The organism is Prosthecochloris marina, from assembly GCF_003182595.1.
GTDB classification, from domain to species: domain Bacteria; phylum Bacteroidota; class Chlorobiia; order Chlorobiales; family Chlorobiaceae; genus Prosthecochloris; species Prosthecochloris marina.
Map to the genome: position 1 here is coordinate 148377 of NZ_PDNZ01000006.1, position 22708 is coordinate 171084.

The window sequence follows — 22708 nt, forward strand, 5'->3', positions numbered from 1 at the left end:
GACCTACTATTAACAAACTTTTTTGCAAAAGAGCCTTATTCATACAGCAAACAGCTCACCTGGTGCCGACCATCGTCGCAGAGTGGCTTTAACATCGGCTCCACCGAGCGGCACCGCTCCATCACTTCGGGACAGCGGGGATGAAAACTGCATCCGGACGGCATATCGAGCGGTCCGGGCAAATCGCCTTTCAAGAGTATCCTTTCCTTTTTTCGGCTCAATTCCGGCAGAGGAATCGCCGACATCAGTGCTTTCGTATAAGGATGCTTCGGGTTTCTGTAGAGTTCATCCGAATCGGCTACCTCGACGATCTTTCCAAGGTACATAACCGCAACACGGTCTGAAATATACTCGACAACCGAAAGGTCATGAGCGATGAAGAGATAGGTCAACCCGAACTCGGTCTGCAGATCTTTCAGCAAGTTGATGATTTGCGACTGAATGGAAACATCGAGTGCAGAAACAGGTTCGTCACAGATGATAACCTTGGGGTTGACCGCGAGCGCCCTCGCAATACCTATCCTCTGCCGCTGTCCTCCTGAAAATTCATGCGGGTAACGGTTGAAATAGTCGTTGCTCAACCCCACAATATCGAGCAACTCATAGATTTTCTTCTTTGCATCCTTGCGGGGAACCACCTTATGAACCGACAGAACCTCGTTAAGCATCTGACCGATTGTCATCCTTGGGTTGAGAGAACTGAACGGATCCTGGAAAATCATCTGCATCTGACTGCGCAGACTGCGAAAATCCCGGTTACCGATCGTATCTATAGCCTCACCGTCATACCATATTTCACCTTTCACCGGAACAGGCGTCAACCTCAACAAGGCCCTCCCGAGAGTTGTTTTACCGCAGCCCGACTCCCCGACCAGGCCAAGCGTCTCTCCTTTTCTCACGTCGAAGGAAACCCCGTTAACCGCTTTAACTACAGCCTTTTTCCCTCCTTTCCTCGATGAAAAGGCAACTTCGAGGTCACGGACCTTCAGCAGCAAGTCGCCCTTTCCCATATCCGTCCCATTCTTTTTCACCCGGGCAAATTCAATTCAATATTCAGCTAAAAACTTCTCACTTCGGAAAAACACCCTTGTTTTCCGCACTGGGCAATATACAGGATTTTCCTCTGTTGAACCTGCTCCTCTCGATGCCCGATCATTCTCCCACTTCTTTTTCTCTACAGGTTTTCTTTCCTCAGCACCAGCCACGTGAACTCAGCTTCGAGAGCCTTCACCCCAGCTTCCGAAACAACTACGACATGAGCAGTCGTGACGATTTTGCGACGGTCATCGAGAATCCGCTGAAATTCCCCAAAAAGATGCTCCAGAGAAATCAGCTTGGCGACCGACTCACCCTCGGTTGGTTTGTGGAATTTCGTAACAGCATTTCTCAACGTCGGTATGTCGGTTTCGAGATCCATTCCCAACCTATCGAAAAGATACTGAGCGGATGCTGCTTCGGCCAGGGTGAACTGGGCGCAGAAACTCACGCCACCAAAATAATTGCGGATGCGGCAATCGTCAGGCAAATGGAGAGACTGCGTCCCTTCTCTATACGTTATCCCAAGATGTTTATTGATGGGAATGTCCGCCACACTACTCATTATGCATGCCTTTTTCCCTTACCTTGGCATCGAATTTTTCTTTGTTGATGACAAAACGCTCATGGCGTCCTTTTGAAATCAGATCAACACCGTCGTGAGCTTCGACCGAGAAAACAAGTTTTCTTCCATCAACTTCCATGAGTTCGACAGCCGCCGTGACTTCAAGACCGGGTGGCGTAGCGGCTTCATGGCTGACGTCAATATGCGTCCCGACAGTTTGCTCTCTCGGCCAGTCAAGATGTGGGTTAATGGCCTTGATGCAACTCCACTCAAGGAAACCCACCAGAAATCCGGTGGCAAATACTTCCGGCATTGCTGTGAACTCTTCCGACTCGGGGTAGAGCGACGGCACGGTTTTAGACGTTGGAACGACAAATTTGTGTTCGTATTTGATACCAGGCTTCAATGTTTCTTTCATATTGTTCTTTTTTTATGCATAACGCGGTTCGCAGAAGGCCCAAAAAACGGAACATCATTCAGCTTTTTGAAACTTCCTGACTCCGCGTTAGCCGTGGTTAATTGTTCAAAAATAAAAACATCTTGAGGCAATCCGCCCTATGATTAACGCTAGTCGCCGGACACTGGTATATCAGCTTTTATACATACTGTATTCTCGATACTGATGGAAGCACTCAAGCGCTTGCACAAGGCAAGCATTCGCTTGTTATCCGGGTGCAAATAACCCCTTAATATAGTAATGCCGTTATCCATCGCCGACCCGATCAGTTTTTTTAGCAACGCGTAACCAACACCCTGACCCTGGAACTCATCCACCACCGTTACAGCGAATTCAGCAACATTATTTTCTTCCGTCAGCTTGACGTACCGGGATAATCCTATTCCCTTTTCCTGGTTCTTTTCATGTATCAACGCGCACCACGCCATTCTGTTTTTACCATCAAGGTTCGTCAGGTAATCGAGTTGCTTGTCGGAAAGCCTGTTTAGAGGCGAAGCAAAGCGTAGCCAGCGTGACCGGGATGACATACTTTTTATTGCACTGGTTATCTGGTCCTTCAAGAATTCAGCAGTGTGCTTTGTTTCCGGGTCAATACAAAGGCATATTTCGTATGGCATCCCGTTTTTCATGACCTGCCTGGAAGTCACACTTGCCATATTCATCCTCCCCCAAAGAACACCCTACCTGTAAAATTCATGACAATCTTTCCTCAAAAAAGACAAAGCCGGAAACAAAAGATTTCTTTCACTGCTCCCCCGAAGTCTCCTTCTTCATTTCTTTTTCAATCATTTTTTCCATGACGGATGAGTCTCCAGAAAAAACGAAGACATCCATTCCATGAAAAAACAAACCGATCCCCCATCCAAGTAGGGGCCAAATGAACCAGAAATATTCGGGAGAGGTACTTAAATTGATAACTATGACTGCCGTATTGACAAACATGTAGACTGCCAAATGAATGTAAAATCCCAACTTTGCCTTTACCCTTTTTTTAGCCCTCTGGTAAGCGTCCTGATTTTCCATATCCTTTCTTCCAACGGTTTATCATTCAGCACGTAACATACTGCTCAACTGTTTAGCTATAACGTATTCACAAAATATTTTGGTTCATTGATGCATGGCCAAAACAACCATACGATTAAGCCCTATACGTACTTTATCCATGGTTGACAGCCTGGATTCCGACAAGACGATTTTTTGTAACTCTTTGAAAGTTAACATATTACCGGCCTCACAGTAATGTTGTAACATGGTGCTGATAGTTGACAGCATTACAAGGATCTTTTTTGCCGTATTTTTTCCGTTATAGCCGGTATCCTTCTCATTAATCGCATTACAGGTAAAATCCAGGTTTCCTGCAGTTCCTCCCCTGCCATCATCCTGCAATTCGATTTTATACAGTGATGATGATTTTTTATTGTCCAGCCTGAAATGAAGCTTGTAATGAGCAGGATCGTGCAGAATTGCTGTCCAGGTGGTTTTTCCCTTGAAACTGCTTAGCAGGAATGGCGCAGATGAAACCTCGCTAAAAACCGTTCCCAATTCCACCTTATCATTTGGACAATGAATCAGATGACATTTCCAACCCGGTATCCACCGATACTCTTCCACCGGACAGCAAAGCGGGAATACTTTTTCAACCGGAGCATTGATATGTACAGGCAATACTATTTTCGCTTTATCCTCTGGCATGGTTCAGTCCATGAAAGCATCTATTAAGAACACCTCAATTTTTTTATTCCGCGCTTCAACTGCATCGTTGATCCCGACCTGTCGGGATCGAAATCCTCATGTCCCGACTCGTCGGCGCACCCCCGTTTTCCGCGCTTTGTTCGCTTCGCATTTGACACCGCTCATGACAATAAATAGAGGTGGCCTTTACATTCCTGGCAGCGTTTTCCTGAAGGTTCATTAAACTGTAGCAACACGGAAAACACCACCCGTCCTTTACAACGTTGTTTTACCCCTGAAAAACACTCTTTATCACCCGTATGAGAAAAAGATGTAATATACGTATTGTTTCGGTTTCGTTCTCCCGAACGCGCCTCTATGAATATTACATTTTAGATGGGTCTATAAAAAATTACTATGTATATAGATACACTGCACTATAGTCAAACAAATCACGGCAGTTATAGCCCTTATGGATGACATCGGTACACTCTACATCGTAGCTACACCCCTCGGCAATCTCGAAGATATTACCCTGCGGGCGATCAACACCCTGAAATCTGTCGATTCCATCGCATGTGAAGACACACGGCGGGCATCGATACTGTTGCGCCATATCGGCATCAGCGGGAAAAAACTCATCAGCTACCACGCATTCAACGAAGCAAAAGCGATCGCAAGCATTCTTACTCTGCTTGAGAACTGCCTTGATGTCGCCGTCATTACCGATGCCGGTACGCCTGCGATCAGCGATCCTGGCTTTGCGCTGGTTCGCAGAGCGTATGAATTACCTGCAAAGGTTATTCCGGTACCAGGCCCAAGTGCCGTAACGGCAGCTCTTTCAGTTTGTCCCCTGCCGGTACACAACTTTTTCTTTGCCGGGTTCTTGCCGCACAAAAAAGGACGGAAAAGCAAACTGGAATTTCTTGCCTCCATCGACAGCACAATAGTGTTTTATGAATCTCCGCACCGTATCATGAAACTTCTGAGAGAAATCGATACTTATTTTTCAGGTTCACAGGTCTTCATTGCACGAGAGGTAACCAAGCTGCACGAGGAATATCTCTGTGGAACTCCTTCGGAAATGATTGAACGTTTCACGGGCGAGAAAGCAAAAGGAGAGTTCGTTGCAGTTGTTTATCCGAAAGCAAAATGAAAAGGCAAATAAGTACGGTATCGATTATGGTGATACCGGCCGTGAACCCTGAAAAAAGGAAACGCACCACTCATTTTATCTCAATAAACTCAAAAAAACATGCAGATAATCAATGATCCGGCCTACATGCAGAAAACCGCTGAAAGTCTACGACTGAAACATCAGCTTATAGCTGTTGTCATGACTATGGGCGCTCTGCACGAAGGCCACCTGAGCCTCCTGAAGATCGCCAAGGAGAATGCCGGCACGGTGATTCTCACCATCTTCGTCAATCCGCGCCAGTTCGGCCCCGATGAAGACTTTCACCGTTACCCCAGACCCTTTGAAAAAGATGCAGCCATGGCAAAAGCCGCTGGCGTCGATTACCTGTTTGCTCCGGACGTGGAATCGATGTATACGGAAGGCTTCCAGACACAGGTCAATACGGGGGATATCACGAACCGGTTCGAAGGTGAGAAAAGACCCGGCCATTTCAACGGTATGGCCACCGTTGTGTTGAAACTGCTGATGATTTCCAAAGCCCATCTCGCCATCTTCGGAGAAAAAGATGCCCAGCAGCTTGCGGTCATCAAACGCATGGTCAGGGATTTCAACCTCGGGACGACAATTATCGAAGCACCTGTCGTTCGAAATGAAGACGGACTGGCAACAAGCTCGCGGAACATCTACCTTTCTTCACAGGAACGTCAGCAGGCGACTGTTCTCTATCAGGGGATCCTCCGCGCCAAAGAACTCGTAGCACAGGGAATGACCGAAACGGAAAAAATTCTCGAAGAAGTTGCCGCCGTCATCGGTTCGGCCCCCGATGCAACGATCGACTATACCGGCATTGTAGATGCGGATACTTTTGCTGAAACAGGCACACTGCGCCCGAATGCACACCATCGCCTCCTCCTCGCGGTCTGGATAGGCTCGACGAGACTTATAGATAACAGCATACTCGAGCCTCTTGAACAAAGCGCCGCACAAGACACATGAACATGCAACCATTCATTACTTTTCAGACTTGTCTAACTGCCCGGCAACCGCTCAAACCGAATTGGAGTATAATGGCAGAAATAATTAACCCTCAACTAATGTTCTAAGAATATCGTATATTGAAAGATTGTTAATTTAATCGCTTATCGACGTTGTGTACCGGCCCGAAAAATCCGACGTGACAACCTGCTTTTTATATCCACTAACAACTGATGATCATTCCATGTTTATACGCAAAGCAATCGATCTGGAAGGCGGAAAAACTATCACCATTGAAACCGGCAAAATGGCGAAACAGGCCGATGGGGCCGTTGTCGCAAGTATGGGCGACACCATGGTTCTTGCAACCGTGGTTTCCAGTAAAACTCCTCCCCCACCGAATCAGGATTTCTTTCCTCTTCAGGTCGAGTATCGTGAAAAATATTCCGCAGCCGGAAAGTTCCCGGGGGGGTTCATAAAACGTGAAGGCAGGCCTTCTGAAAAAGAGATCCTCTCCGCCCGCCTCATCGACCGCGCTCTTCGCCCGCTTTTCCCAGACGGTTATTATCAAGACACACAAATCATCATCTCGGTTATCTCCTCCGACCAGCTTAACGATGCCGATGTACTTGGAGGCATTGCCGCCTCTGCTGCCATCATGGTTTCCGATATTCCGTTTTCAAACTCCATGTCGGAAGTTCGTGTCGGCAGGATCAACGGTGAGTTTATCATCAACCCGAATATCAACGAACTGTCAAGAAGCGACATCGATATCAGCATTGGGGGTACAGCCGGTACAATCTGTATGCTTGAAGGCGAAATGGACGAGATATCCGAAGCTGAAATGCTCGACGCAATCCGTTTTGGACATGAAGCCATCAAAAAAATCTGTTCCTTGCAGGACGAAATCGCCGCAGAAGTAGCAAAACCAAAACGATCGTTCCTCCCGATTGCAGCCCCGGAGGACTTACAGGAAAGCATCGCAGAACTGTGTGCGGTTTCCCTGAAAGAACTTGCTTATATGCCTCTCGCTAAAGAGGAGCGCGCAGAAAAAACTTCGGAGATATACAAGTCCGTAACGCAAAAAATCCTCGCCCGTTACAAGGAAGAAATCTCTGCCGATGATATCGCCGCCGATCCTGCAAAGGCTCTTTATCTCAATGAACAGATTATTTCGGGTCATATTCATGATATCGAGAAAAAAGTGATGCGCCACATGATTCTCGATGACGCCAAGCGTCTTGACGGCAGAACACTCGAAGAGGTCAGACCCATCAGTATCGAACTCGGTCTTATCCCCAGGGCTCATGGTTCGGCGCTCTTCACCAGAGGCGAAACCCAGGCGCTCGTCACGCTGACGCTGGGCACGAAAAAAGACGCTCAGATGATCGACACCCTTATCGACGATACCGAAAAGCGGTTCATGCTGCACTATAATTTTCCTCCCTTCTCAGTTGGTGAAACCGGACGTGTAGGAGGTGTAGGACGCCGTGAGATCGGCCATGGAAACCTTGCAGAAAGAGCTGTCAAAAAAGTGGCACCTTCCGATGCAGAATTCCCTTACACCATTCGTATCGTATCCGACATTCTCGAATCGAACGGCTCTTCATCCATGGCGTCCGTATGCGGAGGAACTCTTGCTGCAATGGATGGCGGCGTGCCTCTCACGAAACCGGTATCGGGTATTGCCATGGGGCTTATCAAAGAAGGTGAACGATACGCGGTTCTCTCCGATATTCTCGGTAACGAAGATCATCTTGGAGATATGGACTTCAAGGTGGCCGGAACCAGAGACGGTATCACGGCATGCCAGATGGATATCAAGATCGACGGTCTTGATTATCATATTCTTGAACAAGCCCTCGAGCAGTCTAAAAAAGGACGCTTGCATATCCTCGAAAAGATGACCGATGCAATTTCCGACCCGAGAGAGGAAATCGGCAGATATGCACCGCGCCTTTCGACTATCCAGGTACCGGTAGATGCGATCGGCATGATCATCGGCAAGGGTGGCGAAACGATCAGAAGCATAACGGAAGAAACAGGCGCGGAAATCAATGTGGAAGACGACGGTACGGTTACCATTGCCGCACCGAGCGGAGAAGGTGCATCTGCGGCGATAGAAACGATCAAAACGCTGATCTCGAAACCGGAAGTCGGCCTGGTTTATTCCGGCAAGGTCCGCGACATACGAGAAGAACTGGGCGCGTTTGTCGAATTCCTCCCGAAAACCGATGGACTTGTCCACATCTCTGAAATTGCAAAAGAAAGAGTCTCGAAAGTGAGTGACTATCTGAAACCCGGAGACCGTATAAAAGTCAAGCTGATCGACATCCGTAAGGATCCCAGAACAGGCAAGACACGTTATGCACTATCCATGAAAGCACTGCTTGACGTTCCACCAGAATCCGAAAACGGGTCACCGGCACAGGGAGAGTAAAACAGTCGGCCCTCTGCAGGAAACAGCGGGCAACAGGAAACCTAAAGCTGTGCAACATCTGGTGCACAGCTTTTTTTCTGCCCGAAAAAGCATCCTGCGGCTTTTTCATTTTCGTGTGATTTTCTTTTCTTTGACCAGATCTGCAGGAAGCACAAACATATCCGAAAAAAAGCATGCGTTACGACTTTCAAACAATAGAGAAAAAATGGCAGGCATACTGGGACAAGCACCAGACCTTCCGTACCGAAAACTCAGATGGCAAACCCAAGTATTATGTCCTGGACATGTTTCCGTACCCGAGCGGCTCCGGACTCCACGTCGGACATCTTGAAGGGTATACAGCAACGGATATCATTGCCCGCTTTAAACGCAGCCAGGGACACAACGTTCTGCACCCTATGGGATGGGATGCATTCGGACTTCCTGCCGAGCAATTCGCGATTAAAACCGGTACTCACCCGAAAGTCATCACTGAAAAGAATGTCGCGAGCTTCAAGGAAACACTGCAGCGTATGGGTTTTTCCTACGATTGGAGCCGTGAAATCAACACGACCGACCCGGAATACTATACCTGGACACAGTGGATTTTCCTTCAGATGCTCGACCGTGGACTGGCTTATACAACCGAGGTTGATGTAAACTGGTGCGAAGAACTCAAAACTGTCCTCGCGAATGAGGAAGTCGATGAGAAAATCGCCGACGGCTATACCGTAGTTCGGAAACCCCTGCGCCAGTGGATTCTGAAAATAACCGCTTATGCAGAACAACTGCTCGAAGACCTCGATGATGTTGACTGGCCTGAAAACGTCAAGCAGATGCAGCGCAACTGGATCGGACGATCGGAAGGTGTTGAAATCGATTTCGAACTCCCCTGCCACAAAACCACCATCAGGGTCTATACCACCCGGCCCGACACCCTTTTCGGAGCAACCTATGTTGTGATTTCGCCGGAGCATCCGATGGCTGAAAAGCTTGCAACTGCTCAGCAACTTGTGGAAGTGAAAGCATATATCGAGCAGGCGAAATTGAAAACAGAGCTCGAGCGAACCGGACTGCAGAAAGAAAAAACCGGCGTTTTTACCGGCTCGTATGCCGTCAATCCGGCAAACGGACAAGCCTTGCCTGTCTGGATATCGGACTTCGTCCTCACCAGCTATGGCACAGGAGCGATCATGTCGGTACCGGCTCATGACGGACGCGACTGGGAGTTTGCCAAAAAATTCGGTCTCCCGATCATCGAGGTCATCAAAAGCCCCCACGACGTCCAGGAAGCGGTTTTCGAAGAAAAAGGCAGTGTCTGCGTCAACTCTTCGAACGACGAAATCAGTCTCGACGACCTGACCTTCGAAAACGCTTTCGATGTCATGGCCGATTGGCTCGAAAAAAAAGTAAAGGGAAAAAGAACGGTCAACTACAAACTCCGTGACTGGATCTTCAGCCGGCAACGGTACTGGGGTGAACCAATACCGGTCAAACACTATGAAGATGGCGCACTGCGCCCTGAAACCGATCTTCCGCTCACCTTGCCCGACGTACAAGCTTATCAGCCGACAACAACCGGGGAATCACCCCTCGCCAATATTTCCGAATGGCTCCACGGAACCGATGAACACGGCACATTCAGACGTGAAACCAACACCATGCCGCAATGGGCTGGCAGTTGCTGGTACTATCTGCGTTTCATCGATCCCAGAAACACCAAAGCCCTGGTCGACCGGAAAAAAGAACAGTACTGGATGAACGTGGACCTTTATGTAGGCGGTGCGGAGCATGCCGTATTGCACCTCCTCTACGCCCGATTCTGGCACAAGGTGCTCTATGATCTCGGAGTGGTTTCGACCAAAGAGCCGTTCCAAAAACTGTTCAATCAGGGCATGATTCTCGGCGAAGACAATGAAAAGATGTCCAAATCCCGAGGCAACGTCATTCCGGCCGACCACGTCCTGAGCGCATACGGTGCAGACGCGATACGCCTTTATGAGATGTTTCTCGGACCGCTTGAACAGGTTAAACCCTGGAACACTCATGGTATCGAAGGTGTAAGCCGTTTTCTCGCAAGAGTATGGCGCTTGGTCTTTCCAGAACCGGAAAGCCCTGTCAGCATAACTGACACTCCCCTTTCGCAAAACCTTGTGAGAACTATGCACAAGACAATAAAAAAGGTAACCGGAGATACAGGGCAACTGAAATTCAATACGGCAATCGCCGAAATGATGGTCTTTGTCAATGAACTTCATAAAGCGGAATGCAGAAGCAGAGAAGCTGTAGAAAAACTTCTTTTACTGCTTTCCCCCTATGCACCCCACATTTGTGAAGAGCTCTGGGAAGCCATCGGTCATACATCGTCGATAACCACTGCCGCCTGGCCGGCTTTCGACCCAGCTCTTGCTGCTGATGACGAAGTCACCATCGCAGTACAGGTTAACGGAAAACTCAGGGGAACGGTAACCGCACCGGCAAAATCATCGAAAGAAGTTCTGCTTGAAAAAGCTCAAAACGATAAAACAGTTCAGAAGTTTCTCCAGGGAATGACCGTAGTCAAAGAAATTGTCGTTCCCGACAGGCTGATCAATTTCGTCGTCAAACCGAAATAAAGAAAAAAAAGAGCAACAGCCGGTAACTACAGCTACTGTTCAATAATTGCAAGCAGTCGGACCAATTCCCGGAGCAAATCGCTGAGATTTCTTCCATACTCGTCGGACTGCTTCAGTTTTTGGTGCAGGAGTCGTATCTGCCTGTCTTTTTCGTTCAGCATATCCTTCAATACATCCACTTCCGCGAACCTTTTCCTGCCGCTCTTATCGGAATCACTTGTATTACCAGGAAACATGGGAGCACGTTTTCGTTTGTTGCTTTAAGACCGGGACCCTTAGATATCCCTCTCATTACAATGCAGATAAGCCTTGCGTTTCTGTATTTCCTGATGATACAATTGAAGATAGTACTCGCTCTTCCCCTGAACCCCCATCCGTACAGCTTCAGGTGAAACCTTTTTTCCCCTCCGGACTGATTCTTTTTCGGCAATAGCTTTCCATATCCCTTTCCAAGGAAGTTTTCGATGATCGATCCTTACTTCTTGTCCTTCCATATTTTTCGGTTTATTTTTCTTTATTTCTGTTTCCTACTGTTAACCATTTTCCGCTACAGCGGAAATATACAAAAAAAATTCATCATGGCGGATAAAAGCACCCATTTCGGGAAATGCTTAAAGCACATCCGTAAGTCAGAACATCTTACGCTTCAAAGTCTTGCAGATAAGCTCGGTATATCGAAAAGTTTTATCAGCGAAGTGGAACGGGGAGAAAAGGAGCCCGGGTACAAGCTCATAAAATCGCTAAAGCGGACATATCCCGAATTGAACCTCAACTATTTGATCGGAGAAGAGGGTGCGTCAGATGGAACAGAGCGGCTCGATATTCTGGAACGACGTGTAAACCATCTTTTGGGACTTGTCCAGGAATACCCGATAAAATACGGATTTCAGGACATCGTCCGAATCCCACTTGGTGGCAAGGAAAAGCAGGAATACATAACACTCCCGGTCACACTTGTCAAATACAACAACTCTCTTGCGTTCTACTGCACAAAAGATCTCCCTCCCCGGATCACAAAGGGAAATATCGTGATAGCAGCACCTGAAATCGAGCTGAAAGACCAGGAACTTGTCTTACTGTCGAGCGATAACCGCCAATTCCTTGCCCAAGCACACCGTAATGAGAAAAACATCCTGTTGACCGATGACACCGGTCAGGAAATCTCAATGGAAAATCCGCATGATGAGAAGAAAATTCTCGGTATCGTGTACATGATCATCAAAACGCTTCATTGAAACCGCTTCCATCTCCATGATCGGAGAAACGATTCAACGAAAACAACAATCGACTTGCCTGCACACTGCTTTTTTTTGTATAATGTTTTTTTTGGTTTTCTGCACGAATATATTCCTGTTAAGTTGTTAAGTAAATACATCTCGGGAAAAACCGTTTTGAAGCAAACACTATCTCGCTTTTTTACCAGCCGGAGCTCCATGCCCTTTCCCAAATACCCAATTCGCGCTTTTCATACATGTGAGGGGGATAATCCCTTTTTGTCAACTTAAAATCTGGTATAATGGCTAAGGAACGAAAAAAATCAAGTCAAAAAACAGCCGATCAAGAGTCAATCAGTTCAGTTTTGTCGGAAAAAAGAAAATTTTCCCCTCCTCCCGATTTTTCAGAAAAAGCCCACATCTCCTCGATGGAGGAATATGAAAAGCTCTATGCTGAAGCCGCTGAAGATCCTGAACAATACTGGGAAGGGATAGCCGAAAGCTTTTACTGGGACAAAAAATGGGACAGCGTCCTTGAGTGGGAATCTCCTTACGCAAAGTGGTTCAACGGCGGTACTACAAACATCTGTTACAACGCCGTCGACCGGCACGTAAAAAGCTGGCGGAAAAACAAGGCAGCGATCATCTGGGAAGGTGAAGAAGGCGAACAGCGCGTCCTCACCTATGGAGAGTTGCACCGTCAGGTCAGCAAGTTTGCCAATGTTTTGAAAATAGCCGGCATCAAACCCGGTGACAGGGTCGCCATCTATATGGGCATGGTTCCGGAACTGGCCATTGCAGTTCTCGCCTGTGCGCGCGTTGGTGCAGTTCATAACGTTATTTTTGCCGGTTTCTCCGCTCACGCCATTACCGAAAGGGTAAATGATTCGAGAGCGAAACTCATTATCTGCGCGGACGGAACAAAACGGCGAGGCAAAACCATCAACCTCAAGGGAATTGTCGACGAAGCAATAGTCGATACTCCTTCGGTTCGTAGCGTCATCGTTCTCAAAGTCACCAATGAAGACGTGCACATGCATGATGGTATGGACCACTGGTGGCATGATCTCATGGGGCTCGCTCTCGACCATAACGACCCCGATTTTGTAGATGCCGAACACCCTCTTTTCATTCTCTACACAAGCGGCTCGACAGGCAAACCGAAAGGAATCCTCCATACCACAGGCGGCTACATGGTCCATGCCGCAAATTCCTTCAAATATGTTTTCGACATCAAGGACGACGACATCTACTGGTGTACCGCCGATGTGGGCTGGATCACAGGGCACAGCTACCTGGTTTACGGTCCTTTGCTGAACGGGGCTACCATCATGATGTACGAAGGTGCTCCGAACTATCCGCAGTGGGATCGTTTTTGGGATATCGTCAACCGTCACAAAATAACGATACTGTATACCGCACCAACCGCAATTCGTGCATTTATCCGGGCAGGAGACGAGTGGGTCACCAAACATGACCTGAGTTCGCTGCGGCTACTCGGCACGGTAGGCGAACCGATCAACCCGAAAGCCTGGATGTGGTACCACACGGTGATCGGCAAAGAAAAATGTCCGATAGTCGACACGTGGTGGCAAACGGAAACAGGCGGTATACTTGTTTCACCTCTTCCCGGCGCAACCCCGACCAAACCGGGTACGGCGACAAGACCACTTCCGGGAATCATGGTCGATGTCGTCCGCAAAGACGGTTCATCCTGCAAACCCAACGAAGGTGGTTACCTGGTCATCAAAAAACCCTGGCCATCGATGCTTCGCACCATTTACGGTGACAACAAACGCTATGAAGAAACCTACTGGTCGGAGTTCAAGGATATGTACTTTACCGGTGACGGCGCCCGCAAGGATGAAGACGGTTACATCTGGATCATGGGACGAGTCGATGACGTCGTCAACGTTTCAGGACATCGCCTCGGCACCAGTGAGGTGGAGAGCGCCCTGGTAGCCCATGAAGCTGTTGCCGAAGCGGCAGTCGTAAGCCGTCCTGACGAAATCAAGGGTAACGCACTCATTGCATTCGTCACGCTCAAGGACGAATACGAAGGAGACATGAAACTCCGCGAAGATCTCCGCAACCATGTTTCCAGAGAAATCGGCCCTATCGCCAAACCCGATGAAATACGGTGGGCAAAAGGGTTACCTAAAACAAGGAGCGGCAAGATCATGCGGCGCTTGCTCCGCGAGCTTGCTTCGACAAAAGAAATCAAGGGTGATGTCACAACGCTCGAAGATTTCGGAGTGCTGGAGCAACTCCGAGAACAGGAGGAAGAAGACTGACAAGCTCTTTTGTCTTCAATTCGAAAATACGAGGCTGCCCCAAAAGGGCAGCCTCTTGTATTTTGAGCAGGCACTCGTTTTCAAAGCCTCTATTTCACAGGTCAGCATGGCCCTCCTCTCCCTGTCATCTCCGGGCACCTCTCCCTGTCATCCTCGGGCAAACGAAGCGCGACCCGGGGATCCATGAGCATTCCTGTTTTTCACCATGGATGCCGCATCACGTGCGGCATGACTTCTCTTTTCCAGTCATCCTCGGGCTTGACCCGGGGATCCATCTTCTTCTGAAAGTCTCCATGGATGCCACTTCACGTCCAGCTTGACTCCTTTCGCCCAGCCATTCTCCAGCATGGCCCTCCTCTCCCGGTCATCCCCGGGCAAGCGAAGCGCGACCTGGGGATCCATGAGCGTCCCTGTTTTTCACCATGGATGCCGCATCACGTGCGGCATGACTTCTCTTTTCCAGTCATCTTCGGGCTTGAACCGGGGATCCATCTTCTTCTGAAAGCCTTCATGGATGCCACTTCACGTCCAGCTTGACTCCTTTCGCCCAGCCATTTTCCAGCATGGCTCTCCTCTCCCTGTCATCCTCGGGCAAACGAAGCGCAACCCGGGGATCCATGAGCATTCCTCCGGTTCTCCATGGATGCCGCATCGAGTGCGGCATGACTTCTCTTTTCCAGTCATCCTCGGGCTTGACCCGTGGATCCATCTTCTTCTGAAAGTCTCCATGGATGCCGCATCAAGTGCGGCATGACTTTGGGGAGGAATGGATGCCACATCGAGGGCGGCATGACTTTGAGGAAGATTGGCTGCCGGATCACTCGGTATAATAAACAAATAACATTATACAGGGCGGTCATGACTTCAGAAGTTTTGATGCCGTATTCCGGTGAAATCCGAACCTCTCTTTCACCGTTCGTGGAATTGGATGTTGACTGACAATCATGAGGCCGTCTCGGTTTTGTTTCTGAGACAGCCTCTTTTTTTATATTTTCTTATAGCACATGAAAACAAAACACCCCTCTCATGAAACACCGTCTCTGCATCATTGTGCTCTTCTTCGGCTTCAGCTTCGCATTCTCCGGATGTTCTGCTGATAAAGGGGAAACAGAACCGGAAAAAACATTGTCACAGACACAACGGCAAACGCTTATCGAACCCTGTGAGCTCATCACGAAATCCGATGCGGAATCGCTACTTGGTGAACCCGTCAAAGCAGCCGAAAAGAGTGAACAAAAGGTCGTAGGTATGAAACTCTGCATGTATAACCCCGCCGACGAAACCTCCGAGTCATTTCTCCAGGTAATGCTTACCCAAAAAGCGTTCATGAAACCCGACGGTATCCCACCTTCAGCTATCTTCCACTCCATCAGAGAAGCCCAGAGCGAAGGAAGAACCGACCTTGAAGGATTTGGAGATGAAGCATTTATTGCAACCGGAGGACTCTATATCCTTATTGATGAATATTACATTTCCATCGGGGCAGGAAACACCGACCGTCCTCAAATCCGGGAGCGCTTGAAAGCAGCCGGAAAAACAGCAGTTGATAACCTCGCAACCTTGCGATAACCAAAAACACGGAACCTGTACCCATGTTCAGTGGAAAATATATACGGCTGCGCCGGCTCGAGGGAAATGATGCGGATATTATTTTTTCACACTGGAACAACTACGAACTCCGCCAATACCTTCCCTCACCCTTACCCTCTTCGAAGGATGACCTGACAGAACTTGTCCGGGTAAAAGACAAAAGCTTCAGGGAACGGAGCGAATTTTTCTTCGGTATAGAGGAATGTTGTACCAGCAAGGAACTTATCGGCATCGTAAACCTTGAATCGATAAGCTGGGTAAGCCGGCATGCGTTTATCGGGTCCTTCTGTATTTTTAAACCCTCACTGAGAGGAAAAGGATACGGCAAGGACACCATGCTGACCCTTCTTGACTTCGCATTCAACGTTATCGACCTTCATGTCATCGCACTTATGGTAGAATCACACAATAAGCAAGCGATAGGCCTTTATGAAGACTGTTGTTTCACGAACCGGGGAACAATGCGCGAGCTTGTGTACCGCAATGGCAAGCGGTGTGATGTAACGATGATGGACGTGTTGAAAAAAGATTTCATCGACCGTTACGGGATTCTGCCGAAAGGAGAGAATGTTTTTTAATCCCGATGGAATTGTTGAGTTGCTGAGCTGTTACAACGTATAGGTCCTATAAGTCCCATAGGATCTATAACACAGAATGAAGAAAAAGATCCTTTAAAAAAAGGCTCCTCTTTTCATTATCGCGAGCGTCATCATTACTGCGTTGGGCACCGCTCAAAATGGATATTTTGTTCAAGATCAAGGCGTGTTCACAAGCCGAAGCGGAGCGTATGTTTAAATACGTGAGCATCGGAAGTGTGAACAGAACGCAGAGGTTGGGCAAAAGATCTGTTTTGAGCGGCGCCCTAAGGTTTGCAGACCTTACAGGGCCTGTAGCCCGCTTCAACAGCACTCTGCCTTGTGTGGAATACCGCTGTGCATTTCGAGCAGTTGTAGTGGCGGCAGCCGACCCGGTGAAAAACTTTGCTCGCTGTATTACCATGAAAAACAGATGCCCCGCTTTCAGCGGCAATGAACGCCGGCATGGCCAGTATCAATAGTACCAACCATGCGGCTATAGCACCAGCGTTGCGTTTTCCATTCATCTCACAGCCTTTTTCCAATGACCGGAACAGAAGAGCGTTACAGGTTCAAATTCCAGATCGTGAACGTAAGGTACGATGCAAAGCTAACCCACAGCAAGTAGGGAATCAGAAGATAGGCTGCGGTTGTGGAAATAACACCAAAGAGTATGATCGTCAGCACTATCGACAACCAGAGAGCGACAATCTCCAAAAACCCCCCAAAAGGTGACTGCAAACCGAAAAACACCGCCGACCATGCGAAATTCAGGTAAAGTTGAACGAAGAAAACAATCAGCGCAGCCACTACCCCCGGTTTATCGAGCCCATCCTTGATAACCAGGAAAAGAGACACGCCCATAAGAATAAAAAGCACCGTCCATACGGGAGCGAAAAGCCAATCAGGAGGATTCCATGATGGCTTCTTCAACACAGAATAATACCACTCCGCCCCCAATTGCGGGGTAAACGCGCTGCCTGCAAAACCAATGAGCAAACAAAGACCGATACAGGCAATGAGTACAACCGGATTTAGATTCATAAGAGTATTGGTTTGGTTCTTCTGGGATACTGCCGATCAATGTATTTCCCTATGTAAGCATAAAATAGAGCAATAAGTTTCAACAGAAGAAAAGAGAATTCCCCCGAAAACACCCTGGCAAAGATATTCGTCAATAGCCGTGACATAATGTATATTGTCACGCGCCGGAGAGGGAATCCAGCCAATTCCTGAAAAAAGACAAGCCAATAAACTCGTAATGATAGTATCATGAGCAGAGAGCTTGAAACAGCCATAAACGCAGCAAAAGAAGCAGGCAGCATCGCCGTTCAAACATTTGGTAAACTCGATTTGACAAAGATACACCCAAAGGACTACAAGGATTTCGTCACCGAAGTCGACAACGCCTGCGAAGAAAGGATTGCTTCGGCTATTACTTCAGCGTTTCCGGATGACAGCATGTTGTGTGAGGAAGGCAGTACTGCAAACGGCACTTCCGGCAGAAAATGGATTGTCGACCCTCTCGACGGTACCTTGAACTTCATTCACTCCTTTCCCGTTTTCTCAATCAGCATCGCTCTTTGCGACAGCCATAACGATCTTGTCACCGGAGTTGTCTACCAGCCCGTTCTCGATGAACTCTTCACTGCAGAAAAAGGAAAAGGGGCCTGTTTGAACGGCAACCCCATTCATGTGTCCACGCGCAACGACCCCGAACACTTTCTCATCGCTACCGGTATCCCCTTCAAGGAATACCATTATCTCGAGTCATATGTCTCGATGCTTAAAGATGTCATTCATGATTCAGCCGGCATCCGAAGGGCGGGCTCTGCGGCGATAGACCTTGCCTACACTGCCTGCGGCAGGTTCGACGCGTTTTGGGAGTACAAGCTCTTTCCCTGGGACTATTCCGCCGGAGTGCTTCTTGTAAGAGAAGCCGGTGGAATTGTCACCAGCTTCAGCGGTAACAGCGACGTCAGTGCACACCACAGCATCGTCGCCGGAAGCCCTGTCACCCATCCGCTCATTCTTGAAAAAGCGAAGAAATATTTTCAGGAACACCTTTGATGTGCTGAGTGACGAGTGACGAGTGACGAGTGACGAGTGACGAGTGACGAGTGACGAGTGACGAGTGACGAGTGACGAGTGACGAGTGACGAGTGACGAGTGACGAGTGACGAGTGACGAGTGACGAGTGACGAGTGACGAGTGACGAGTGACGAGTGACGAGTGACGAGTGCTACGGTGAAGATAGAAAATGTCATCCTCGGGCAAGCGGAGCGCGACCCGGGGATCCATCTTTCAATGAACGTCACCACGCATGCCGCATCGAGTGCGGCATGACTTCCCGCCATTCCCGATTACCCATTATCCATTTGCCTACGGGCCCACCCCCCTGCCTTGTCACCCGATTATTTGAATGGTTGTACAGCTTTGTTATCTTAGGGGTCATGCTCAGGCATCTGAAGTACGAAACTTGTCAGGATGTCTGTTTTTTGGCATTGTATTTCGTTCACACATTTCCGGTTCAAACTTTCGGCCGGATCAACAGTCAGGAAATGCTCATTCATCAAAGAACACTTGGAAAAGAAATATCTCTTCAAGGTACCGGCTTGCATACCGGCCAGGACTGCATGATAACCTTCAAGCCTGCACCTGTAGATTACGGTTACCGGTTTGTAAGAACCGATATTGAAAACTGCCCCGAAATACCGGCGGTAATCGATAATGTCGTTGATGTCTGCAGAGGCACAACCATTGAATTCGAAGGCAACAAGATAAATACAACCGAACATGTGCTCGCCGCTCTTTACGGGCTGCAGATAGATAACTGCCGGATCGAAATCGACGGTCCCGAACCCCCTGTCATGGACGGCAGTTCGATACACTTTGCCGAAGCTCTTTTTTCTGCAGGCCTTGTCGAACAGGAAGAACCGAAAAACTATCTGGTCATCGATGAAACGATAGAGTATCATGATTCTGAAAAAAATGTTGACATTGTAGCTCTGCCGCTTGACAGTTTCAGAACCACCGTGATGGTCGACTATAAAAATCCGGCTCTTGGATCCCAGCATTCAGGACTTTTCGACCTCGAAACCGAGTTTCTGAAAGATTTCGCACCCTGTCGCACATTCTGTTTTCTCAGTGAGGTCGAAGCTCTTGCAAATATCGGAATCATCAGAGGGGGGGATCTCGATAACGCAATCGTTATCGTGGATAAAAAATTATCCGATAGCGAATTGAAAACGCTAGCCAACAAAATCGGTGTAGACAGCTCCCAACTTACCCTTGGGGAAAACGGCATTCTCAATAACCGAGAACTGCACTTTAAAAACGAGCCTGCGCGCCATAAGCTGCTCGATCTTATCGGCGATATAGCATTGCTCGGCATGCCCTTAAAAGCGCAAGTGCTTGCTGCAAGACCCGGGCACGCTTCAAATGTCGAATTTGTCAAACAGTTGAAAAAATATGCCGATCGAAACAAACTGGCCCGCAAGTTTCAGCACGAAAAAAAATCCGGTGTCATTTTCGATATCAATGCCATTCAGAAAATTCTCCCTCATCGATACCCTTTTCTCCTGATCGATAAAATCGTTGAATTCAAACTGGACGAAAAAATAGTATCGGTCAAGAACGTCACGATGAATGAGCAATTTTTTCAGGGGCATTTCCCCGGAAATCCCATCATGCCCGGCGTGCTGATTGTCGAAGCCATGGCACAGACCGGTGGCATCATGATGCTCAATGGTAACGACAACATCAACGACATGCAGGTATATTTCATGGGCATCGACAAAGCACGGTTCCGGAAACCTGTTATTCCGGGCGATACTCTGGTTATCGAAGCGATCATGAAAAGCCGGCGCCGCAGTGTCTGCCAGTTCGAAGCGAAAGCTTACGTTCGCGGCGACCTTGTTTGTGAAGCATCACTCATGGCTACTGTCGTGGAAAAAAACAACTGAAGAGAGCCTTCATATGCAGGGGATCAGGATTCGAGGCTGGAATCTCTCCCCTGCTGAATACGGTAAAACCGCAGGCAGTACTGTATAAAAGAAATAAACAGCATTACAACCGAGAGGTACATAAAAACCTCCTGTACGGGATATCGGTCAAAAAAAGGATGAGGCCAGACCATGGTGAAAAACATCATGGAAACAAAACCAACCGCCCACTTGCCAGGCCATAGTGACGTTGTAATGACTTTGTGATGATGTTTTACGTATGCCGCCCCAAGGAAAATCAGTAAATCCCTGATCACGACAAAAACAACGAACCACACGGGCAGTTCACCGATTGCCATAAAGTAAACCGCCACTGCTGCAAGACAAAGCTTGTCGGCAAGAGGATCAAGAATCTTGCCCATATCAGACACCTCGTTTGTCCAGCGGGCTGTCTGACCGTCGAACCAGTCACTTAAAACCGCGATAACCAGTATTGTGTTCGCAATCCATATATCCCCTTTATCGAAGTAATAGATAAAAAAAGGAATAAGCAGGATCCTGAGAAAACTCAAAGAATTCGGCAGATTGATGATGTGGCCTTTCACAGCTTTTTATCCAAAATTGCTAAAACATCTTATAAAACCAGATCGGGATTCGCTTTTACAAACTCGGACCAGTTGCTTTTAGACAAAGAGGAGCCTGTTTTCCCATTTCGGCCCGGTACCGGCCTCCTCTCGCACAACAGGTCACATAGAGCGATCCCGAGTGCATCGGAAATATCGTGAGGCTTTATCGGATCGGAGATATTGAGAAAATGCCGCGCCATATAAGCAACCTGCTCTTTGCTGGCCCCCCCCCTCCCGGTAAGAATCTGCTTTACTTCACGAGGAGCGTACTCATGGAGTTGAACCCCTTTATTCATGGCAAGAGCTACAACTGCGCCTCTCACCTGTCCAAGCTTGAGAGCTGACTGAGCATTGCGGTTCACATACGCTGTCTCGAGAGCCAACCTTGCAGGCTTGTTTGATGAAATAAGTGCCTCGAGTTCATCGTAAATGATTTTTATCCGTTCCGGGATACTTTGCCTGGAACTCAGCCGAATGATCCCGCAGTCGACGAGGGAAAACGAGTCTGCCTCACCTCTGACAATACCGTAACCGGTTCGTACACTGCCGGGGTCAACCCCGATAACCATCATAGTCATACACTATGGGATTGTTCAAGCATACCTTGCCGTAACGAGAAAACAAGTAACCCGGACAAGTAGTGCTGAATGTTCACTCTCTCGTTTTTTCAGGAGTCAAGACTGTTCATTGCCTGCTCACTGATCTCAAGATTACTGTAAACCGCCTGAACATCATCACAGTTTTCAAGTGCATCGATAAGCTTCATGGCTTTGACGGTTTCATCAGGTCCCGGTTCAACGAAATTATCAGGAATCATATCCATCTTCGCATTGTCATAGGCAATACCGGCCTGATCCAGCGCTTGTTTCGCAGCTTCGAGATCCTTTACATCGACAATCACGTTGAAATAATTCTCATCATCACTGTCAAGTTCCTCGAGACCCGCATCGAGAAGCACCTCCATGAGCGCCTCCTCACTCACCGCAGCCTTGGTAACGTCAATAGTGCCCTTTCTCTGAAACATCCAGCTGACGCTTCCGTTTTCACCAAGCGAACCGTTGTGACGATTTATGGCGTGCCTGATGTCGGCAACAGTCCTGTTGCGATTATCCGTAGCGGTCTCTATGATGATAGCAATACCGCCCGGGCCATAGCCCTCGTAGGTTATCTCTTCATAAACAGCCCCCTCGAGCTCTCCGGTACCTTTCTTGATGGCTCGCTGTATATTCTCATGAGGCATTGAATTGGCCTTTGCCGTATCGATAGCAAGACGCAGCCGCGGGTTACCTCCCGGATCTCCACCGCCGGTTTTCGCTGCAATGGTAATCTCACGCACCAGCTTGGTGAACAAATTACCTCTTTTCTGATCGGTTGCGGCCTTCTTTCTTTTAATCGTTGACCATTTACTGTGTCCAGACATAATTATACATGCTAATTAAAACAGGAAAATAACCGTTTATGATAATAGATTTATTTTCTTTAACCTAAGCTGAATGCCCAAACCGAAAAGGATCAAGTTGTATTTCGAACCGGTACGCAAACAGTTCAAGGCACCGTAGTATCATATCAAGCTTAGCTTACTAAAATTAA

26 protein-coding genes are annotated in these 22708 nt (G+C 48.1%); 10 read left to right on the top strand and 16 right to left on the bottom strand.

The window, feature by feature from the left end; genetic code table 11:
* Positions 1-35: 35 nt before the first annotated feature.
* From CR164_RS09560 to CR164_RS09585, 6 genes are all read right to left on the bottom strand, one after another.
* The gene (locus tag CR164_RS09560; RefSeq protein WP_110023762.1) at positions 36-1010 is read right to left on the bottom strand and encodes an ABC transporter ATP-binding protein; all 975 of its coding nucleotides are present in this window, start codon (positions 1008-1010) and stop codon (positions 36-38) included.
* A gap of 164 nt (positions 1011-1174) precedes the next feature.
* Positions 1175-1600: a hypothetical protein gene (locus CR164_RS09565; RefSeq protein ID WP_146204159.1), complete on the bottom strand. Its 426-nt coding sequence runs from the start codon at positions 1598-1600 to the stop codon at positions 1175-1177.
* Positions 1593-2018, bottom strand: a complete 426-nt coding sequence (locus CR164_RS09570; RefSeq protein WP_110023764.1) for a thioesterase family protein — start codon at positions 2016-2018, stop codon at positions 1593-1595. The genes CR164_RS09565 and CR164_RS09570 overlap by 8 nt, the downstream gene beginning before the upstream one ends.
* A gap of 149 nt (positions 2019-2167) precedes the next feature.
* On the bottom strand, positions 2168-2584 hold the full coding sequence (locus CR164_RS09575) for a GNAT family N-acetyltransferase (RefSeq protein WP_161953514.1): 417 nt from the start codon (positions 2582-2584) through the stop codon (positions 2168-2170).
* A 217-nt stretch (positions 2585-2801) separates the two neighbouring features.
* Entirely contained in the window at positions 2802-3080 is a 279-nt protein-coding gene (locus CR164_RS09580) for a 2TM domain-containing protein (protein ID WP_110023766.1), read from the bottom strand.
* An 84-nt stretch (positions 3081-3164) separates the two neighbouring features.
* A complete protein-coding gene (locus CR164_RS09585) occupies positions 3165-3749 on the bottom strand; it encodes an SRPBCC family protein (protein ID WP_110023767.1) in 585 nt (194 codons plus the stop codon).
* Positions 3750-4200: 451 nt separating this feature from the next.
* On the opposite strand from CR164_RS09585, the gene rsmI reads away from it, so the two are divergent.
* From rsmI to leuS, 4 genes are all read left to right on the top strand, one after another.
* Positions 4201-4884: a 16S rRNA (cytidine(1402)-2'-O)-methyltransferase gene (gene rsmI / locus CR164_RS09590; protein WP_110023768.1), complete on the top strand. Its 684-nt coding sequence runs from the start codon at positions 4201-4203 to the stop codon at positions 4882-4884.
* A gap of 99 nt (positions 4885-4983) precedes the next feature.
* Positions 4984-5862, top strand: coding sequence for a pantoate--beta-alanine ligase (gene panC, locus CR164_RS09595; protein ID WP_110023769.1), 879 nt, complete (start codon positions 4984-4986; stop codon positions 5860-5862).
* Between the two features lie 223 nt (positions 5863-6085).
* Positions 6086-8281, top strand: a complete 2196-nt coding sequence (locus CR164_RS09600; protein ID WP_110023770.1) for a polyribonucleotide nucleotidyltransferase — start codon at positions 6086-6088, stop codon at positions 8279-8281.
* 173 nt (positions 8282-8454) lie between these two features.
* Entirely contained in the window at positions 8455-10875 is a 2421-nt protein-coding gene (gene leuS, locus CR164_RS09605; protein WP_110023771.1) for a leucine--tRNA ligase, read from the top strand.
* 32 nt (positions 10876-10907) lie between these two features.
* Here the strand turns inward: leuS and CR164_RS09610 are convergent, their stop codons facing one another.
* Both CR164_RS09610 and CR164_RS09615 read right to left on the bottom strand, forming a co-directional pair.
* Complete coding sequence (locus tag CR164_RS09610) at positions 10908-11111, bottom strand: hypothetical protein (protein ID WP_110023772.1); 204 nt, start codon at positions 11109-11111, stop codon at positions 10908-10910.
* Between the two features lie 39 nt (positions 11112-11150).
* Positions 11151-11369, bottom strand: a complete 219-nt coding sequence (locus CR164_RS09615) for a hypothetical protein (RefSeq protein WP_110023773.1) — start codon at positions 11367-11369, stop codon at positions 11151-11153.
* A gap of 84 nt (positions 11370-11453) precedes the next feature.
* On the opposite strand from CR164_RS09615, the gene CR164_RS09620 reads away from it, so the two are divergent.
* Positions 11454-12110, top strand: coding sequence for a helix-turn-helix domain-containing protein (locus CR164_RS09620; protein WP_161953515.1), 657 nt, complete (start codon positions 11454-11456; stop codon positions 12108-12110).
* Positions 12111-12391: 281 nt separating this feature from the next.
* The gene (acs, locus tag CR164_RS09630) at positions 12392-14383 is read left to right on the top strand and encodes an acetate--CoA ligase (RefSeq protein WP_110023776.1); all 1992 of its coding nucleotides are present in this window, start codon (positions 12392-12394) and stop codon (positions 14381-14383) included.
* Between the two features lie 246 nt (positions 14384-14629).
* Here acs and CR164_RS13015 read toward each other — a convergent pair whose 3' ends face one another.
* A complete protein-coding gene (locus tag CR164_RS13015) occupies positions 14630-14785 on the bottom strand; it encodes a hypothetical protein (RefSeq protein WP_153303691.1) in 156 nt (51 codons plus the stop codon).
* Between the two features lie 106 nt (positions 14786-14891).
* Positions 14892-15092, bottom strand: a complete 201-nt coding sequence (locus tag CR164_RS09635; protein ID WP_110023777.1) for a hypothetical protein — start codon at positions 15090-15092, stop codon at positions 14892-14894.
* A 317-nt stretch (positions 15093-15409) separates the two neighbouring features.
* On the opposite strand from CR164_RS09635, the gene CR164_RS09640 reads away from it, so the two are divergent.
* Together CR164_RS09640 and CR164_RS09645 are read left to right on the top strand one after the other, a co-directional pair.
* On the top strand, positions 15410-15952 hold the full coding sequence (locus CR164_RS09640) for a hypothetical protein (protein ID WP_110023778.1): 543 nt from the start codon (positions 15410-15412) through the stop codon (positions 15950-15952).
* Between the two features lie 23 nt (positions 15953-15975).
* The gene (locus CR164_RS09645) at positions 15976-16551 is read left to right on the top strand and encodes a GNAT family N-acetyltransferase (RefSeq protein WP_110023779.1); all 576 of its coding nucleotides are present in this window, start codon (positions 15976-15978) and stop codon (positions 16549-16551) included.
* A gap of 284 nt (positions 16552-16835) precedes the next feature.
* On the opposite strand, the gene CR164_RS09650 is transcribed toward CR164_RS09645, so the two are convergent.
* Positions 16836-17075, bottom strand: a complete 240-nt coding sequence (locus CR164_RS09650) for an Ada metal-binding domain-containing protein (RefSeq protein WP_110023780.1) — start codon at positions 17073-17075, stop codon at positions 16836-16838.
* A gap of 37 nt (positions 17076-17112) precedes the next feature.
* Positions 17113-17592: a TspO/MBR family protein gene (locus CR164_RS09655; RefSeq protein ID WP_110023781.1), complete on the bottom strand. Its 480-nt coding sequence runs from the start codon at positions 17590-17592 to the stop codon at positions 17113-17115.
* A 228-nt stretch (positions 17593-17820) separates the two neighbouring features.
* On the opposite strand from CR164_RS09655, the gene CR164_RS09660 reads away from it, so the two are divergent.
* A complete protein-coding gene (locus tag CR164_RS09660) occupies positions 17821-18618 on the top strand; it encodes an inositol monophosphatase family protein (protein ID WP_110023782.1) in 798 nt (265 codons plus the stop codon).
* Here CR164_RS09660 and CR164_RS12950 read toward each other — a convergent pair.
* On the bottom strand, positions 18603-18905 hold the full coding sequence (locus CR164_RS12950; protein ID WP_146204160.1) for a hypothetical protein: 303 nt from the start codon (positions 18903-18905) through the stop codon (positions 18603-18605). The two genes, CR164_RS09660 and CR164_RS12950, sit on opposite strands and share 16 nt — an antisense overlap.
* A 204-nt stretch (positions 18906-19109) precedes the next feature.
* Between CR164_RS12950 and CR164_RS09665 the strand changes: the two genes are divergently transcribed.
* Positions 19110-20513 (top strand): bifunctional UDP-3-O-[3-hydroxymyristoyl] N-acetylglucosamine deacetylase/3-hydroxyacyl-ACP dehydratase, encoded by a 1404-nt coding sequence (locus tag CR164_RS09665; RefSeq protein ID WP_110023826.1) that lies wholly within the window; start codon positions 19110-19112, stop codon positions 20511-20513.
* Positions 20514-20536: 23 nt separating this feature from the next.
* Here the strand turns inward: CR164_RS09665 and CR164_RS09670 are convergent, their stop codons facing one another.
* The 3 genes from CR164_RS09670 to CR164_RS09680 form a co-directional block, all read right to left on the bottom strand.
* On the bottom strand, positions 20537-21097 hold the full coding sequence (locus CR164_RS09670; protein ID WP_110023783.1) for a CDP-alcohol phosphatidyltransferase family protein: 561 nt from the start codon (positions 21095-21097) through the stop codon (positions 20537-20539).
* A gap of 29 nt (positions 21098-21126) precedes the next feature.
* Positions 21127-21690, bottom strand: a complete 564-nt coding sequence (ruvC, locus tag CR164_RS09675) for a crossover junction endodeoxyribonuclease RuvC (protein ID WP_110023784.1) — start codon at positions 21688-21690, stop codon at positions 21127-21129.
* 95 nt (positions 21691-21785) lie between these two features.
* Positions 21786-22538 (bottom strand): YebC/PmpR family DNA-binding transcriptional regulator, encoded by a 753-nt coding sequence (locus CR164_RS09680; protein ID WP_110023785.1) that lies wholly within the window; start codon positions 22536-22538, stop codon positions 21786-21788.
* Positions 22539-22708 lie beyond the last annotated feature (170 nt).

Coding starts and splice junctions, on each gene's coding strand:
- CR164_RS09560 (WP_110023762.1), bottom strand. CDS start 1,010: ATGGGAAAGGGCGACTTGCTGCTGAAGGTCCGTGACCTCGAAGTTGCC.
- CR164_RS09565 (WP_146204159.1), bottom strand. CDS start 1,600: ATGAGTAGTGTGGCGGACATTCCCATCAATAAACATCTTGGGATAACG.
- CR164_RS09570 (WP_110023764.1), bottom strand. CDS start 2,018: ATGAAAGAAACATTGAAGCCTGGTATCAAATACGAACACAAATTTGTC.
- CR164_RS09575 (WP_161953514.1), bottom strand. CDS start 2,584: ATGTCATCCCGGTCACGCTGGCTACGCTTTGCTTCGCCTCTAAACAGG.
- CR164_RS09580 (WP_110023766.1), bottom strand. CDS start 3,080: ATGGAAAATCAGGACGCTTACCAGAGGGCTAAAAAAAGGGTAAAGGCA.
- CR164_RS09585 (WP_110023767.1), bottom strand. CDS start 3,749: ATGCCAGAGGATAAAGCGAAAATAGTATTGCCTGTACATATCAATGCT.
- rsmI (WP_110023768.1), top strand. CDS start 4,201: ATGGATGACATCGGTACACTCTACATCGTAGCTACACCCCTCGGCAAT.
- panC (WP_110023769.1), top strand. CDS start 4,984: ATGCAGATAATCAATGATCCGGCCTACATGCAGAAAACCGCTGAAAGT.
- CR164_RS09600 (WP_110023770.1), top strand. CDS start 6,086: ATGTTTATACGCAAAGCAATCGATCTGGAAGGCGGAAAAACTATCACC.
- leuS (WP_110023771.1), top strand. CDS start 8,455: ATGCGTTACGACTTTCAAACAATAGAGAAAAAATGGCAGGCATACTGG.
- CR164_RS09610 (WP_110023772.1), bottom strand. CDS start 11,111: ATGTTTCCTGGTAATACAAGTGATTCCGATAAGAGCGGCAGGAAAAGG.
- CR164_RS09615 (WP_110023773.1), bottom strand. CDS start 11,369: ATGGAAGGACAAGAAGTAAGGATCGATCATCGAAAACTTCCTTGGAAA.
- CR164_RS09620 (WP_161953515.1), top strand. CDS start 11,454: ATGGCGGATAAAAGCACCCATTTCGGGAAATGCTTAAAGCACATCCGT.
- acs (WP_110023776.1), top strand. CDS start 12,392: ATGGCTAAGGAACGAAAAAAATCAAGTCAAAAAACAGCCGATCAAGAG.
- CR164_RS13015 (WP_153303691.1), bottom strand. CDS start 14,785: ATGGATCCCCAGGTCGCGCTTCGCTTGCCCGGGGATGACCGGGAGAGG.
- CR164_RS09635 (WP_110023777.1), bottom strand. CDS start 15,092: ATGGATCCACGGGTCAAGCCCGAGGATGACTGGAAAAGAGAAGTCATG.
- CR164_RS09640 (WP_110023778.1), top strand. CDS start 15,410: ATGAAACACCGTCTCTGCATCATTGTGCTCTTCTTCGGCTTCAGCTTC.
- CR164_RS09645 (WP_110023779.1), top strand. CDS start 15,976: ATGTTCAGTGGAAAATATATACGGCTGCGCCGGCTCGAGGGAAATGAT.
- CR164_RS09650 (WP_110023780.1), bottom strand. CDS start 17,075: ATGAATGGAAAACGCAACGCTGGTGCTATAGCCGCATGGTTGGTACTA.
- CR164_RS09655 (WP_110023781.1), bottom strand. CDS start 17,592: ATGAATCTAAATCCGGTTGTACTCATTGCCTGTATCGGTCTTTGTTTG.
- CR164_RS09660 (WP_110023782.1), top strand. CDS start 17,821: ATGAGCAGAGAGCTTGAAACAGCCATAAACGCAGCAAAAGAAGCAGGC.
- CR164_RS12950 (WP_146204160.1), bottom strand. CDS start 18,905: ATGGCGGGAAGTCATGCCGCACTCGATGCGGCATGCGTGGTGACGTTC.
- CR164_RS09665 (WP_110023826.1), top strand. CDS start 19,110: ATGCTCATTCATCAAAGAACACTTGGAAAAGAAATATCTCTTCAAGGT.
- ruvC (WP_110023784.1), bottom strand. CDS start 21,690: ATGATGGTTATCGGGGTTGACCCCGGCAGTGTACGAACCGGTTACGGT.
- CR164_RS09680 (WP_110023785.1), bottom strand. CDS start 22,538: ATGTCTGGACACAGTAAATGGTCAACGATTAAAAGAAAGAAGGCCGCA.